13 protein-coding genes are annotated in these 15,347 nt (G+C 71.8%); 8 read left to right on the top strand and 5 right to left on the bottom strand.

The annotated features are described in order from the left end of the window. The first annotated feature begins 35 nt into the window (after nucleotides 1–35). Together ACFYZ8_RS32810 and ACFYZ8_RS32805 are read left to right on the top strand one after the other, a co-directional pair. Nucleotides 36–1,628, top strand: a complete 1,593-nt coding sequence (locus ACFYZ8_RS32810; protein WP_388539002.1) for an MFS transporter — start codon at nucleotides 36–38, stop codon at nucleotides 1,626–1,628. A gap of 2 nt (nucleotides 1,629–1,630) precedes the next feature. Beyond that, nucleotides 1,631–2,437, top strand: coding sequence for an SDR family oxidoreductase (locus ACFYZ8_RS32805; protein WP_388538999.1), 807 nt, complete (start codon nucleotides 1,631–1,633; stop codon nucleotides 2,435–2,437). 230 nt (nucleotides 2,438–2,667) lie between these two features. On the opposite strand, the gene ACFYZ8_RS32800 is transcribed toward ACFYZ8_RS32805, so the two are convergent. Beyond that, a complete protein-coding gene (locus ACFYZ8_RS32800) occupies nucleotides 2,668–2,994 on the bottom strand; it encodes an antibiotic biosynthesis monooxygenase family protein (protein WP_359033118.1) in 327 nt (108 codons plus the stop codon). Nucleotides 2,995–3,231: 237 nt separating this feature from the next. Between ACFYZ8_RS32800 and ACFYZ8_RS32795 the strand changes: the two genes are divergently transcribed. Beyond that, a complete protein-coding gene (locus ACFYZ8_RS32795) occupies nucleotides 3,232–4,497 on the top strand; it encodes an NAD(P)/FAD-dependent oxidoreductase (protein ID WP_359033120.1) in 1,266 nt (421 codons plus the stop codon). An 87-nt stretch (nucleotides 4,498–4,584) separates the two neighbouring features. Here ACFYZ8_RS32795 and ACFYZ8_RS32790 read toward each other — a convergent pair whose 3' ends face one another. From ACFYZ8_RS32790 to ACFYZ8_RS32780, 3 genes are all read right to left on the bottom strand, one after another. Beyond that, entirely contained in the window at nucleotides 4,585–5,310 is a 726-nt protein-coding gene (locus ACFYZ8_RS32790; RefSeq protein WP_359033122.1) for a TetR/AcrR family transcriptional regulator C-terminal domain-containing protein, read from the bottom strand. 169 nt (nucleotides 5,311–5,479) lie between these two features. Then, the gene (locus ACFYZ8_RS32785) at nucleotides 5,480–8,005 is read right to left on the bottom strand and encodes an ABC transporter permease (protein ID WP_388538995.1); all 2,526 of its coding nucleotides are present in this window, start codon (nucleotides 8,003–8,005) and stop codon (nucleotides 5,480–5,482) included. Then, nucleotides 7,999–8,853, bottom strand: a complete 855-nt coding sequence (locus tag ACFYZ8_RS32780; RefSeq protein ID WP_388538992.1) for an ABC transporter ATP-binding protein — start codon at nucleotides 8,851–8,853, stop codon at nucleotides 7,999–8,001. Before ACFYZ8_RS32780 ends, ACFYZ8_RS32785 begins: the two co-directional genes overlap by 7 nt. Before the next feature lie 224 nt (nucleotides 8,854–9,077). On the opposite strand from ACFYZ8_RS32780, the gene ACFYZ8_RS32775 reads away from it, so the two are divergent. From ACFYZ8_RS32775 to ACFYZ8_RS32755, 5 genes are all read left to right on the top strand, one after another. Further along, nucleotides 9,078–10,385: a sensor histidine kinase gene (locus ACFYZ8_RS32775; RefSeq protein ID WP_388539103.1), complete on the top strand. Its 1,308-nt coding sequence runs from the start codon at nucleotides 9,078–9,080 to the stop codon at nucleotides 10,383–10,385. Then, a complete protein-coding gene (locus ACFYZ8_RS32770; RefSeq protein ID WP_359033128.1) occupies nucleotides 10,385–11,017 on the top strand; it encodes a response regulator transcription factor in 633 nt (210 codons plus the stop codon). Before ACFYZ8_RS32775 ends, ACFYZ8_RS32770 begins: the two co-directional genes overlap by 1 nt. 100 nt (nucleotides 11,018–11,117) lie before the next feature. After that, nucleotides 11,118–12,602 carry a DUF2252 domain-containing protein gene (locus ACFYZ8_RS32765; protein WP_359033130.1) on the top strand — a complete coding sequence of 495 codons (1,485 nt, stop codon included), beginning with the start codon at nucleotides 11,118–11,120 and terminating at the stop codon, nucleotides 12,600–12,602. A 202-nt stretch (nucleotides 12,603–12,804) separates the two neighbouring features. After that, nucleotides 12,805–13,620: a J domain-containing protein gene (locus tag ACFYZ8_RS32760; protein ID WP_388538989.1), complete on the top strand. Its 816-nt coding sequence runs from the start codon at nucleotides 12,805–12,807 to the stop codon at nucleotides 13,618–13,620. Nucleotides 13,621–13,677: 57 nt separating this feature from the next. After that, complete coding sequence (locus tag ACFYZ8_RS32755; RefSeq protein ID WP_007383362.1) at nucleotides 13,678–14,007, top strand: rhodanese-like domain-containing protein; 330 nt, start codon at nucleotides 13,678–13,680, stop codon at nucleotides 14,005–14,007. Nucleotides 14,008–14,198: 191 nt separating this feature from the next. Here ACFYZ8_RS32755 and ACFYZ8_RS32750 read toward each other — a convergent pair whose 3' ends face one another. Continuing rightward, nucleotides 14,199–15,341: an acyl-CoA dehydrogenase family protein gene (locus ACFYZ8_RS32750; protein ID WP_388538987.1), complete on the bottom strand. Its 1,143-nt coding sequence runs from the start codon at nucleotides 15,339–15,341 to the stop codon at nucleotides 14,199–14,201. Nucleotides 15,342–15,347: the final 6 nt, after the last annotated feature.

Genomic DNA, 15,347 nt, shown 5'->3' with positions numbered 1-15,347 from the left:
TAGCATTGCTAGGCGATCTGGAGGGTGTGAGGGCCATGACCGTGCAGGGTTCGCCTGTCGGCGCGGGACCGGTGACGGATCCCAAACGAGCGGAGGCGCCCCAGGGGTGGTGGCCGCTGATCGCGATCGTGCTGGCAGTGACGATGCTGATGCTGGACACCACCGTCGTCGTGGTCGCACTGCCGGACATGCAGCGGGATCTGCACGCGAGCCTCACGGACGCCCAGTGGATCCTCAACGCGTTCACGCTCACGCTCGCGTGCTTCCAGCTGACCTCGGGCTTCCTGGGTGACCGCCTGGGGCGCCGGCAGATGTTCATGGGCGGTGTGCTGGCCTTCGGCGCGGCCTCGGTGGCCTGTGGCCTGGCAGGCGACGCGGGCTTTCTGATCGCCGCGCGGGCGGTGCAGGGTGCCGCCGGATCGGTCATCTTCGCGACCACGCTCGCCCTGATCGCCCAGTGCTACGAGGGCAAGGCGCGGGGCACCGCCTTCGGGATCCGGGGGTCGGCCGCCGGTGCCGTCGTCGTGATCAGCCCATTGCTCGGCGGCGCCCTGGTCTCGTCGCTGAACTGGCGGTGGATCTTCTTCATCAACGTCCCCGTGGTCATCGCCGTCATGGCCATCGCCTGGATCAAGATCCCCCGCCAGGTGGATCTCCGGACGGTGCAGAAGATGGACACGGGCGGCCTGGTCACGCTCACCGTCGCGCTCTTCCTGCTGACGTTCGCGCTGCTGCGGGGCGAGAGTTACGGCTGGTCCAGCACCCGGGTGCTCGTCATGCTCTCGACAGCCGCGGTGGCGCTGGTGGCCTTCCTGCTCATCGAGCGCCGGCATCCGGACCCGATGCTCGATCTGACGCTGTTCCGGAGCGGCACCTTCAGCGCCACGCAGATCGCCACGTTCTGTACCAACGCCAGCTTCTTCGGACTCCTCGTCTACCTGTCGCTGTACTTCCAGAACCAGCTCGGTTACTCGCCGATGAAGGTGGGCCTGTGCTTCCTGACGGTCAACATCCCGATCCTGCTGGCCGGTCCGGTGGCCGGCACGTTCATGGACCGGCTGCCCGCGCGGGTGCTTCCGACCGTCGGGCTGCTGCTCATCGGCACGGGCCTGATCATGATGCACGGGATCGGCGCCGACGACGGTGTGCGTGAACTCGTTCCCGGCATGATCGCCGTCGGTTTCGGTCTGGGTCTCGCGCTTCCGGCGCTGGGAGCACTGGCCATGGAAGTGGCCGACGCCCGTCGGCTCGGCATGGCCGCGGGTGTGAACACCACCGCCAACCAGGTGGGCATGACCCTCGCCATCGCCGTCTACGGCGCGCTGATCCAGTCCCAGGTCCACTCCTCCCTGTCGCGGGCGCTGGCCGGGCAGCGCGTTCCGGTCGACCAACTCGCCGACGTGGCCTCGGAGGGCAGGATCACGAGTGTGGCCGGTGCGCTCGACGAGGCGGTGCGCGAAACCGTCGTCCGCGTCGCGCACGACGCGTTCCTCACCGGCCTCAACCACCTGATGTACGTGGCAGCCGGCCTCGCCCTGGCCGGCGCTCTCGTCACGGTGCTGTTCGTCCGGACGCCGGCCACGAGGGCCGCGGCGGAGAGTGCGCCGATCGCGAAGGAAGGAGTCTGACCGTGGGACAGCACGGATCATCCCTCGACGGCCAGGTGGCGATCGTCACCGGTGCCGGTCGCGGAATCGGGGCGGCCACCGCCGTCGCCCTCGCCCGGGCGGGTGCCGATGTCGCCGTCGTGGCCCGCTCGGAGGACAGCCTCAAGAAGGTGGCCGAGGAGATCGCGGCGACCGGCCGACGCGCGTACGCGATCGCCGCCGACCTGGACGACCTGGAGTTCGTGGCGGGGTTGCCCACGACAGTGGCGGACGAGCTCGGACGTCTCGACGTGATCGTCAACAACGTCGGGTCCGCGACGATCAAGCCCTTCCTGGAGACCGACTGGACCGACCTGGAAGAGGCGATGCGTCTCAACGTCGCCACCGCCCACACGCTCACCCGCGCGGCCGTCCCGCACCTGCTCGGCCCCGGGCGATCCGGCGCGGTGGTCAACATCTGCTCGACGGTCGGCCGGGTGGGAGCCCGCGGTTTCCTCTCGTACGGCATGGCGAAGGCGGCGCTGGCCCAGTACACCAGGCTGGCCGCCCGGGACCTGGCTCCGAGGATCCGGGTGAACGGCGTCGTGCCCGGCTCCATCGCCACCGACAACCTGCGTTTTGTGATGCAGGACGACGCCCTGCGGGGCCGGCTCGAACAGGCCACGCCGATGCGGCGGGCCGGCCGCCCCGAGGACGTCGCCGATGCCGTCGTCTATCTCGCCTCGCCGGCCTCGTCGTACGTGACGGGGAAACTGCTGGAGGTCGACGGCGGTATCGACACGCCGAACATCGACCTCGGAATTCCCGACCTCGGGACGGTCTCCGCCTGAGATCGCTCCCGGCACGGACGGCAGCCCCCGGGTACATCCCCCGCCCCGGGGGCTGCTTCGTTCCCGGATTCTTTCCTGCACGGCGCGAGAAGGGGAAATCCAACAAGGCACGTGGGGAAACGCGCATACGGCTGCGGTCCGGACGATGTGGAGAATCAACGGGATTCTCCGACTCGTCCGGACCGCAGCCGTACGCTGTTCCGCCTGTCAGTAGCGGAGCGGGCCCTTCGTCACTCGCCGTCGTGTGTGTACGCGACCTGGCAGGTGATCGGGAGGAAATCGCTGGTGAGTTCGCGGACCACCTTGAACCCGTCGCCCAGATCCGTCCTCGCCCGCATCGCCTCGAAGTGTTCCTTGCTCTCCCACTGCGCGTAGCCGATGATCCGGGTGCCGTCGTGGCTCCGGTGGACGCTGGCCGACACGAACCCGGGCGAGTTCTTCATACGGTCCGCGAGCCCGGAGACGGCCTCGAACAGGGTCGACTGGTTCTCGGGAGTCGTCGTCGCCACGTTGATGATCGTGAACAGGCCGGCCTTCTTCGTGATCGTTGCCGTCATGGGTGAACCCCTCGAGTGGAACGGGAAATCCGGACGTCTCCAGAATCTCCGGATGCTCTTTGAGCTCGCTGAGGAACTACTGAAGAGCCGTTCCTCCGGGCCGCGGCCGGTCTCTTCACCGTTCCCATATCACCTTCTGAGAGGCCAGGGGGATTCTGTGCAAAGGAGTGTCACGGATGGACCAAGCAGTGAGTGTCCTTACGGCCGTGAAACCGGCCGGGAAAAGGGGAATACGCCATGCCCAGTCATGAACCGGCCACCGAGGAATTCGACGTAGTCGTCATCGGCGGGGGACCCGCCGGTGCTTCGGCCGCCGGCCTGCTCGCTGGGCGAGGACACCGGGTTCTCGTCCTCGAACGCGAGAAGTTCCCGCGCTACCACATCGGCGAGTCCCTCATCACCGGCTGCGTCGTCGTCCTGGAGGAACTCGGCATCCGCGAGCGGGTCGAGGACCTCGGCTTCGTCAAGAAGTTCGGCGGGAGCCTGGTCTGGGGCCAGGACGGCCGCTGGACGTTCAAGTTCGCGGAGGGAAAGCCGGAGTTCACCCACTCCTACAACGTCCGCCGCGCCGACTTCGACGCTCTCGTCCTGACGCGCGCCCGCGAACTGGGGGCGTGCGTACGGGAAGAGGCCGTCGTCAAGAGCCCCGTCGTCGAGGACGGCCGTGTGGTGGGGCTCCGCTACTCGCAGCGCGGGGGCGAAGAGCACGAAGTCCGCTCGCGGCATGTCATCGACGCCTCGGGGCAGGCCCGTGTCCTGGGCCGCGGCCTGACCGGTGTGGAGTGGAACGAGGACCTGCGGAACGTGGCGGTGTGGACGTACTTCCAGGACGGCGAGAGCCTCACCGGTGACGAGGCGGGCAACATCTTCATCGAGCACGTGCCCGGCGGCTGGTTCTGGTACATCCCGATCTTCGACGGAACGCACAGCGTCGGCTTCGTGACGCCCTCCGACGAGGCGTCCAGGAGCGGCCTCGGACTGCCCGAACTGTTCGAGGCCAAGATCGAGGAGTCCACCCATGTGAAGCGCCTGCTCAAGGGTGCCTCCCGGACCAGTGCCCACCGCTCGGCCCGCGACTGGTCGTACACCTGCGAGCAGTTCACGGGCCCGGGCTGGACCCTGGTCGGGGACGCGGCCGCTTTCGTCGATCCGCTCTTCTCGACCGGCGTGACGCTGGCGATGCTGGCCGCCTCCGCCTCGGCCGAGATGATCGACAGGGTGCTGCAGAAGCCGGAACTCGAGACCGCCCTGGCCGAGCGGTACGAACGCTCGTACCGGGACTTCCTGGCGGACATCGTGTCGTTCGTCCGCTTCTTCTACGACGCCGGTCTCGACCGGGAGGCGTACTACGAGTACGCGCAGGCGCTGGTGGACCCGGGGAAGCTCTTCTTCCCGCGCAAGGACTTCGTCACTCTCATCTCCGGGCTCAACTCGCTTCGGCCGATCTTCGACCTGGACTCCGACGGCGATGTGGCCCTCGCCGCCAAGGACGCCAGGCCATGAGGTCGTAGCGCGCCGGACAGCACAGGTGCCCCGTGATCCACCCGAGCGGTGCGGATCGCGGGGCACCCGAGCGTCGGCCCTCGGTGCCTACGCCTTGTGCAACTCCTCGGCGAGACCTTTCAGCAGCCCCCGCAGACCAAGCTCGAACCGGTCGTCCAGGCCGCGCTCCATCAGCGTGTCGCGGATCGCCGCGATGTTGGGGAACGTCTCGTCACTCAGTTCGCTGAGCGCCTGCTGCATGAACTGCAGCCGGGCCTCGCCGACTTCGCCGGGACCGAAGGCGGTCTCCTGACTGACGAACCCGATGACGTAGTAGGTGAGCAGCAGATAGCCGTATCCGGCGGTGCGGTCGTCGAAGCCGGCACGGCGCATGGTGCCGATGACGTGATCGGCGAGCCGCAGTCCGTGGGGCCCGAGCAGCGGCCGTCCGGTCAGGAGCGGCGTGGCAGCCGAGTGGCCGAGGATCGCCGTCCGGAAGTTCCGGGCGACTTCGGCGAGTTGCTCCGACCACTCCTCGGGCCCACCGGGCTCCGGCAGCCGGCAATCGCCCACGATCGCGTCGGCCACGAGGTCGAACAGATCGTCCTTGCTCTGGACGTGCCAGTACAGCGACGGGTTCTTGACGTCGAGCGTGGTCGCCAGCTTGCGCATGCTGAACGCCTCGTACCCCTGGTCGGCCAGTAGATCGAGCGAGGCACGCACGATCTCGCCACGGTTGAGCTGCGGTTCGGCGGGGGTGTCGCCCCACAGGTTCTGGGCGGCGCGCCGCCGTGGTCTCTGTCCAGCGGTGCTACGGGGAGCTCGGTCCGTCATGTGATCACTCGCGTCCACTCGGGTTCCCTGAGGACACAAACTAGCACTGCTTGAGTCGATGGCCGAGAGTGTGCGCCGACGACCAGTGGCAGCCCGCCCAAGCCGTGCACCCCTGGGGCGACTTGGGGTCCCTCCAGGGCGCGGTGCGGCGCACGCCGTGAGGCCGCTCTCACTGCCTCGTGCCGGCCGGTTCCAGTGCCCCGAGACGCGTCGCCCAGGCGGCCGGGGCGACCGAGAACACCACGGCGAGGAGCGCGCAGGCGCCGGTGACCGCGCCGAGCTGCGGCCACGGGATCCGCAGCGGAGCGTGCACCGACAGCAGGGCGAGCGCTCCCTGCATCCCGGCCAGGTTGAGTGCGGCGACCAGGAGTCCGAGCAGCCCGCCCACCGCCACGACCGTCAGGGCCTCGGCGCCGACCAGCCGCAGGATCTGCCGGCGGGTGGCCCCGGCCAGACGGAGCACGGCGAGGTCGCGTACCCGGTCCGAGGTCGCCATGACCATCGTGTTGGCCAGGGAGATCCCGGTGTAGAGCAGGGCGATTCCGAGGACCAGGAGAAACCCGTAGCCGGTGGTCGGGTCGGTGCCGGGGTGAGTCGCCCGCAGCCACTGGTCCCTGGTGAGGACGTGCCCGCCCGCCCTGCGCAGCGCACCGGCCACGACAGCGGGGTCGGCGCCGCCGGCGAGGGCGACGTCCACGCGGTCGACGTGGGCGCCGGGGGCGTTGGCCGGGGTGACGTAGACGCCGTTGTCACCGGTGCCGGTAGTCATCACCGCGGCGATCCGCAGTGCCTTCCTGGTGCCGTCGCCGAGCCACACGTCCACGGTCTGCCCCACGGTGTGCCGCTCCCACTCCTCGTTGACGATGATCGACCCGTCGTCGAGGTCGCCGACCTTTCCGGCGGCCAGGGGGAGGTCGGCGGTCGCCGCGAGCGGTGCGGGCTCGGCGGCGCGGGCCTGCGACTTGATGAGGGCCACGCCGTCCTCCAGGACGTAGACGGCGCTCGACGAGCTCGCGGAGATCGTGGTGCTGGGGATGGCGCGGAGGTTCTGGAGGGTCCGCGCGTCGAAGCCCGGGGCGTCGGCAGGGCGACCGCCTCCGGCCGGGCCGGAATCGCCGGTGGAGCCTTTGCCCGTGGCAGGCCCGGTGTCCCCGGCCGGCACGACCACGTAGTCGGCCGTGGTCCGCTCGCGCGACTCGGTGGCCCTCGCCTCGTTCAGAGTGGCGGTCGCGCCGAGCAGTGAGCCCGTGAGGGCGACCGTGACCAGGACGGGAGCCGCGACGGCCGCGGTACGGCGGACTCCCGCGGCGGCGTTCTCCCGCACCAGCATCCCGCCCGCGCCGGGCAGTCGGGCCGGCAGCCAGGCGAGCAGCCGGGTCAGTGGACGCACCAGGACCGGCGCGAGCAGCGCGACCGCGGTGATCAGCAGCATCGGACGGCTGACGTAGGTCTTGCGGTGCAGCAGCTCGCCCGGGTCGGTGACCAGGGCCAGGGCCAGCGTCACCGCGGCGGTCAGCAGGAGTCCGGAACCGGACAGCAGGCGGCCCCACGTCATCGCTCCGGCGTCCACGGAGGCCTCGCGCAGCGCTTGGGCGGGGCCGGTGCGGCCCGCCCGCCAGGACGCGGCGATCACACCGAGCAGGGCGACGAGCAGACCCGTCCAAAAGGCCACGTGGTACGGCCACGTGGCGTCGCCGATGGTGAACCAGTCCGGTGCGAGACCGGCGTCGACCACCCGGGCGGCAAGGCGTGGGGCGCCGTACGCGCCGAGCGCACAGCCGCTGGCAGAGGCGAGCACGCCGACCAGCAGGGCCTCCGCGCACACCGTCCGGCGGATCTGGCCGGGCGTGGCTCCCGCGGTGCGCAGCAGGCCGAACTCGCGGCGCCGCTGGGTGACCGCGAAGGCGAAGGTGGACGCCACGACGAACACCGACACGAAGGCGGTGACTCCGCCGGCGGTGCCGAACAGGGCGTTCATCGCGGTGAGGGCCTCCCGGTCGCGGCCCGGGTCGGGGTCGGCGAGCCGGCGGGCGCTGCCGGTGAGGACCTGCACGGATTCGCCCGCTACCGCTTCTCGGACGTCGTGCGCGTCCGCCTCCACCACCAGCTGCGTGCTCTTCGGGGACAGCTCGGCGGCGCGGGCGTCGGTGTAGAAGAGGGCGGTCTCGAACTCCCGGGCGGGGACGGTGCCGACGACTCGTACGGTGCCGTGGTCGGTGCGCAGCCGGTCGCCGGGGTGCGTCCAGTCACCGGTGGCGACCACTTCGTCCGCGGTGCGGGGAGCGCGGCCCTCGGTGATCTCGTACGGGGCGAAGGCGGCGGTGGACCAGGGGTGGCCGACGAGCTCGTGGGGGCCGGCCTCGGTACGGACCGGGAAGGTGCGGTCCGGGATGACCGTGCCGAGCCTGTGCAGCGTGGCCACGGTGGCCTCGGGGACCGCGCGGGGGTGGGCGAGTCTGCGTGTTTCACGTGAAACATGGGCGCCGACCGAGGCCGGCACGCTCAGCGTGTTCTGGCCCTGGACGACGACCGGTGCTGTGGCGAACCGCTCGGGCTGTCGCTCCGGTGCGTCCAGCGAGGAGGCGAGGGTCAGGCCCATCACGGAGAGCAGGGCGACGCCGAGACAGAGGGCGACGAAGGTGCCGAGGAAGGTGGACCAGCGGGTGCGGAGAGTGCGGAGGGTGAGGGTCAGCACGGCTGGCCCTCCGAACCGGGCTGTGTGCCGGGTGCGGGCGGGGCGGCCGGCCGGACGGGTGGAGCCGCTTCCAGCTTGGTCATGTGCGTGGCGATGTCGTGGGTGCCGGCGCCGACGAGTTCGCCGTTGACCCGGCCGTCGACCAGGAAGACCACGCGGTCGGCGTAGGACGCGGCCACCGGGTCGTGGGTGACCATGACGACGGTCTGGCCCTCGCCGTCGACCATGGTGCGCAGCAGGGTCAGTACCTGGCGGCCGGTCTGTGAGTCCAGGGCACCGGTCGGTTCGTCGGCGAAGAGGACCTCGGGGCGGGTGACCAGGGCACGGGCCAGGGCGACGCGCTGCTGCTGGCCGCCGGACAGCTCGGTGGGCCGGTGCCGGGCGCGCTCGGCGAGACCGACCTGCTGGAGCACCTCGCGGATCCGGGCCTTCGGTACCCGTCGGCCGGCCAGCCTGAGCGGCAGGGCGACGTTCTGCTCGGCGGTGAGGGAGGGCAGCAGGTTGAACGCCTGGAAGACGAACCCGATGCGCTCACGCCGCAGCAGGGTCAGCCTGGTCTCGCTGAGTGGGGTCAGCTCGGTGCCGCCCAGGGTGACCGAGCCCGAGGTGGGCCGGTCAAGGCCCGCGGCACACTGCAACAGGGTCGACTTGCCGGAGCCGGAAGGGCCCATGACGGCGGTGAAGGTGCCGCGGGGGAAGGCGAGGGTGACGTCGTCGAGCGCGGTCACGGCGGTGTCGTCGGGTGAGGCGCGTCTGCCGTCGCCGTTGCGCGTCCTGCCGTATGTCCTGCCCTGCGCCCTGCCGTACGTCCTGCTGACGGATCGCAGGCTGATGGCGTCGGTGGTCATGGGTTCCCCGCTCGTCAGATGTCGTCGTGTCCGGACACGGGTCGTGGCGTCCGGTGTCCTCGGTGGTTCCACGAAACCGTTCGCAGGGGCTCGGGCGCAGTGCGGCAGGACCGACACCTGGGGTAGGGCCGGCCATACCCCGACTCCTCCGTCCTGGCCCATGGCCCGCCCCGCGCGGCGCTTCTACGGTGATCCGCATGCATCCTCGGAATGTGTGGCAGGCCATGTCCCGGCCGGGCTTCCTGCTGTCGGCGTGGCCCTGGCGCTCGGCCGGCTATCTGCTGACCGGTGCGGTGGCCGGCGCGGTCGTGCTGGTGGGGCTCGTGACGCTGGCGGTGGCCGGCGGGGCGCTCACCGCCGTACTCGTGGGACTGCCGTTGCTCGTCATGCTGGCGCTGTCCGGTGTCGTGGTCGCCCGGATGGAACGGCAGCGGCTGCGCCTCCTCGGCGCGGACCCGCTGCCCGATCCGCACCGGGAGCCCGCTGCCACGGGTCTGCGGGCCTGGCTGACGACCCGTCTGAGGGAGCAGGCGACCTGGCGCGAACTCGGGTACGCCCTGCTGTTCGCCGGGCTGCTCTGGCCGGTCGACGCCCTCGCGCTCACCGTCGCCCTGCTCTTCCCCCTCTCCATGGCCGCCGCCCCCCTGCTGATGGCCACGGTCGGGGACGGCCGGGAGGCGAAGGTGCTCAAGCAGTGGACGGTCACCACCTGGCCGACGGCCTTCGCGGTGGCCGTACTCGGGCTGCTGCTTCTCGCGGCGGGCCTGTACACGCTGGGCGTCGTGGCGGGTGCCCGGGCAGGGCTGACACGGCTGCTGATCGCCTCCCGCGACAGCGACCTGGACGCCAGGGTGGTCGAACTGAGCCGTTCCCGCCTGCGGTTGGTGGACGCCTTCGAGGCGGAACGCCGGCGCATCGAACGCGATCTGCACGACGGCGCCCAACAACGCCTGGTCGCCCTGACGATGACGCTCGGCCTGGCCCGCCTCGACACCCCGCCCGGACCGCTCGCCGACCAGCTCGCCAAGGCCCACGACGAGGCGGGCCAGGCCCTGGCCGAACTGCGCGAGCTCATCCGGGGCATCCACCCCCAGGTCCTCACCGACTACGGCCTGGCCGCCGCCGTCGCCGACGCCGCGGACCGTTCCGTCGTCCCGGTCGACGTCGATCTGTCGGTGCAGGGGCGGCTGGACCAGGCGGTGGAGGCGGCCGCCTACTTCGTGGTCTGCGAAGCCCTCGCCAACGTCGCCAAGCACAGCGGGGCGGACCGGGCCGAGGTCCGTGGCGGCCACTCCCGCGGACGGCTGCTGCTGGAGGTGCGGGACGATGGCCGCGGCGGCGCGGACGCCTCGGCGGGCAGCGGGCTGACCGGACTCGCCGACCGGGTGTCGGTCCTGGATGGCACACTCTCCCTGTCCAGTCCGCCGGGCGGTCCGACCCTGTTGCGTGTGGAGTTCCCTTGCGAGGTGACCGAGTTGGCCGAGGCGGGCGGGACGAGCGGGGTGACGGCGCGGGCCGATCACTGCGGATAGTGCTGGCCGAGGACAGTGTGCTGCTGCGCGAGGGGCTCATCGGCCTGCTCGGCAGGTGCGGCCACGAGGTCGTCGCGGCGGTAGGTGACGCCGAGGCCCTGCTGGTCGCGGCCGAGGAGCACAGCCCGGACATCGTGGTGACGGACGTCCGTATGCCGCCCGGTTTCCAGGACGAGGGGCTGCACGCGGCGGTCCGGCTGCGGGAGCGGCGCCCCGGACTGCCGGTGCTGGTCCTCAGCCAGTACGTGCAGCGGACGTACGCCTCCGAACTCCTCGACTCCGGAGACGGCACGGGGGTCGGCTATCTCCTCAAGGACCGGGTCGGCCAGGTCGAGCAGTTCGTCGACGCGCTGTGCGAGGTCGCGGACGGCGGCACGGTGGTGGACCCCGAAGTCGTACGGCAGTTGCTGCGCCGCCGCCGCGATCCGCTGGAGCGGCTCACCCCGCGCGAGCGTGAGGTCCTCGCGCTGATCGCCGAGGGGAAGTCCAACGGGGCGATCGCGCGGGACCTGGTGGTCTCCGAGGCGGCGGTCGGCAAGCACATCGGCGGCATCCTCACCAAGCTGGACCTCCCGCCGGCGGAGGAGACACATCGGCGCGTGCTGGCGGTGCTGGCGTACCTGCGGGCGTGAGGCGCGCCGTTCCTCCGGGTTTCCGGGCTTTCCACAGCCGTGGGGTTTTCCACAGGGTCTGACGCGTTTCGGCTGGTGGTTGTACGGTCAGCACGAGTTGATGTTCGTGCGAGTCACGGGGGAGGCGGTCGCTGTGACCGAGGCCGGTGTGGAGGCGAGGGCGGGGGCGTCGTCCGACGAGGGCGCCGAGGCGCGCGAGGCGGCCCGGCGGCCCCTGGTGCGCGGCTTCGCCCAGTGGCCCGTGGAGGGCTCGCCCAAGAAGCAGGGCAAGGCCCTGCGGGAGAGCGTGCCGCGCAGTTCCCATGCCGCGCTCGACCTCGACATCTCCCGGCCCGGCGCCGTCGAGGCGGTCGAGGAGTCGAGCCTGGGGCGCCTTCCCGAGCTCACGCCGATCCGGGTGGGCCGGATGGCGGCCACACCGTTCGCCTTCCTGCGCGGCTCGGCGGGCCTGATGGCGTACGACCTGGCCCGCACCCCGATGACCAGGATCCGCGCCCAGATCTGCGGCGACGCGCACGCGGCGAACTTCGGCCTGTACGGCGACGCCCGCGGCGGCCTCGTCATCGACCTGAACGACTTCGACGAGACGGTGTACGGCCCCTGGGAGTGGGACCTCAAGCGGCTCGCCGCCTCCCTGGTCCTCGCGGGCAGAGAGATCGGCGCCGACGAGGACACCTGCCGTGCGGCCGCGCACGGGGCGGTGGGCGCGTACCGGCGCACCATGCGGCTGCTGGCCAAGCTCCCGGTGCTGGACGCGTGGAACGCGATCGCGGACGAGGAGCTCGTCTCCCACACCGACGCCCATGACCTGGTCGGCACGCTGGAGCGGGTCTCGGAGAAGGCGCGGGCCAACACCAGTGGGCGTTTCGCGGCGAGGTCGACGGAGCTCACCGAGGACGGCGGCCGCCGCTTCGTGGACGCCCCGCCGGTGCTGCGCCGGGTGCCCGACGAGGAGGCCGCGGCGGTGGCCGCGTCCCTGGAGCACTACCTGACCACGCTCTCGGAGGACCGCCACCCGCTGCTGGCCCGGCACGCGGTGCACGACGTGGCGTTCCGCGTCGTCGGCACGGGCAGCGTGGGCACGCGCTCCTACGTGGTCCTGCTGCTGGACCACCGCGGTGAGCCGCTGGTCCTCCAGGTCAAGGAGGCGCGGGCCTCGGCCCTGCTGCCCCACCTGGTCACCGCGGGCTTCGACGTCCCGCCGGTCGACCACGAGGGCCGCCGGGTGGTCCTCGGCCAGAAGCGGATGCAGGTCGTCAGCGACATCCTCCTGGGCTGGACCACCGTCGAGGGCCGTCCCTTCCAGGTCCGCCAGTTCCGCAACCGCAAGGGCAGCGTCGATCCGGCCGCCCTGTCCGCCGACCAGATAGACGACTACGGCCGTATGACCGGCGCCCTCCTGGCCCGCGCCCACTCCCACAGCGCCGACCCCCGCCTCGTCGCCGGCTATTGCGGCAAGAACGACGAACTCGACGAGGCCATCGCCACCTTCGCGGTCACCTACGCGGACCGGACGGAGGCGGACCACGGGGAGCTGGTGGCGGGGATCCGGGCGGGCAGGGTGGCGGCGGAGACAGGGGTGTGAGGAGGCCGGGAGCATGGTGACCGGCGTGCCCGCACCCACCGCCAAGGGGTGCGGGCCTGTGCGGGGCTGTGTCCATGGGGCGGCTTCGCTGCGGGGCGTGACCAGCCACCACGCCACCCGTACCCGCCGTGTACCCGCCCGATCGCCTGGCCCGGCACCCCGGAGGGCGCTCCCCCCGCCCCCACACGGCTACGCTGTCCGGATGACGTCCCCGGAAACCGACCCCCCCGGCACAGCCGACGCGGGCACCGCGCGGCTGGAGCGGGCCGTGCGGGCCGCGGAGCAGGCGCTCATCGAGTACGAGATCGCGGTGGAGACCTTCCGCATCGAGGTGGAGAACTTCTCCCGCCTGCACCACCAGAAGCTCGGCCCCATGTACACCCGCCTCGACGAGCTGGACGCGCAGATCGCGGAGATCCGGGCCGCCCGCAGCGGCGACCCCGAGGATCTGCGCAAGGCGGAGGAGGCCCGCGCCCGGGTGCTGCCGATGCCCGGCGTCGAGGAACTGTTCCACGGCTGGATGGACGGGGAGGGACTGTTCCCGGAAGCCGTCGCGATGCTCAACGAGCAGCCGGTGCGGCCCCCGCAGCGGGTGCGCCCCAGCGACGAGGCCCGCAAGCTCTACCGCGAGCTCGCCCGCAAGGCCCACCCGGACCTCGCCCAGGACGACACCGAGCGGGCGCGGCGCGAGGAGTTCATCACCCGGGTCAACGCGGCCTACTCCCGCGGCGACGAGCCGCTCCTGCGGGAACTGTCCGAGGAGTGGGCCGCCGGGCCCAAGCCGCCGGAGCAGGGCCCCACCCCCAGCGAGGAGCTCTACGCCCGCCTGGAATGGCTCGCGCAGCGCAAGGAACTGCTCTCCGTGGTCGCCCGGGAGCTGGAGGAGAGCGCGATCGGTTCGATGCTCCGGATGGCACCGGACGATCCGGACCGCCTCCTGGAGGAGATCGCCGAGAAGCTCCTGGCCGACGTCTCCACGCGCGAGGCGGAGCTCGCGGAGCTGCTCGCGCAGGAGTGACCGGGCCGCGTCCCCGGGGCGTCGGGTAGCGTCGGGTCCATGAATTTCGGTGCTGGTGTGCCCACGGTCCAGGTCACGGACCTCAAGGACGACGATTTCCTGCTGGACGTCCGCGAGGACGACGAGTGGCAGGCGGGTCATGCCGAAGGGGCGCTGCACATCCCCATCAGTGACTTCGTGGCCCGCTACGGCGAGCTGACCGAGGCCGCCCCGCAGGACGGCCGGGTCCACGTGATCTGCCGGTCCGGCGGCCGCTCGGCCCAGGTCACCATGTACCTGGCCCAGCAGGGCATCGACGCCGTGAACGTCGACGGCGGCATGCAGCTGTGGGCCGAGGTGGGCCGCCCCGTGGTGACCGACGACGGCCGCCCGGGCTTCGTGCTCTAGCCTTCGGCGGTCGCGGGCGGCGGGTGCGGCGAGGGCCTTGCTGAGGATCGCGAAGCAGGCTCAGGGTCCTGGCCGCCCGGGTTGCGGTCATAACGGCTCGCACGGCGGGCCGGCTCGCCCGCCGCGAGGGTCGCGGCGGACACCGCGCGCGTCCAGCGCGGGCCGCCCCGCGCCGCCCACCAGATCGCACCTCACCCCAGGGAATGCGCCGCCAGCAGGTCCCCCAGCGCCTCCTCGTGCGCCGCCGCAGGCCCGAGTGAGAGCTCCAGATGCTTGGCCCAGGCGTGGTACCGGTGCAGGGGGTAGTCGACGTCGGCGCCGAACCCGCCGTGCAGATGCTGTGCCGTCTGCACCACCCGTCGTACCCCCTCCGAGGCCCAGATCTTCGCCACGGCGACGTCCCCCGCGACCGGCAGCGCGCCCGGCGCCGCCGAGGCGATCCGCCAGGCGGCCTGCCACAGGGTGACCTCCATCGCGCGCAGGTCGATGTAACGGTCGGCTGCCTGCACCGCGACGGCCTGGAACGTGGCGACCGGGAAGCCGAACTGCTCCCGCTTGCTGGTGTATTCGCTGCTCATCCGCAGCACCCGCTCGCCCAGCCCGAGCGCCAGCGCGCACGTCCCCGTCGTCAGCAGGTCCCGCAGCCACTCCCACGCGCCCTCGACGTCGATCACGTCCCGCGCGGCGATCCGCACCGACTCCAGCCGCAGCTCGCCCAGCCGTTCCCCGCTGGTGGAGAACTGCTCGCCGAGCGCGACCCCGTCATGACTCCGGGGCACCAGCGCGAGGACGGTCCGGCCCGCGGCCGTGTGCGCCGGTACCAGGACGAAGTCGGCGTCGTACGCCCACGGCACCGCCGTCTGCACCCCGTCCAGGACCCAGCCGGCGCCCTCCCCCTCCTCCTGCCGTGCGGTGACGGCGAGTTCGGCCGGGTCGTGCCCGGTGCGACCGCTCGCGGCGACGGTCAGCACGACCTCCCCGCGCCCGGCCCGCTCCAGCAGACCCGACCGCAACTCCGGGCCGCCGTAGGCCTGTACGGCCGCCATGGCCGCGCTGTTCTCCAGCAGCGGCACCCGCGCCAGCACCTTCGCCGACTCGCGCAGCACCAGGCACAGCGCGACCGCGTCCAGCCCCGCCCCGCCGTACTCCGGCGCCACGAGCAGGCTGAGCAGGTCCGCCCCGGCGAGCCTGGCCCACAGGGTGCGGTCGAACTCGTCGGCCACGGCACCCGGGGTCAGCGCCGGAGAGGGCACCGCGTCCGGCGCCACATCGGCGAACACCCCCCGGGCCGCCTCGGCCGCCGCCTGCTGCTCCTCGCTGAAGGTGAAGTCCACGGTCCC

The sequence above is a fragment of the Streptomyces sp. NPDC001668 genome, assembly GCF_042893155.1.
Lineage (GTDB): Bacteria > Actinomycetota > Actinomycetes > Streptomycetales > Streptomycetaceae > Streptomyces.
The sequence above is the reverse complement of the archived record's forward strand: the minus strand, read 5'-3'. Positions and strand labels throughout refer to the sequence as shown.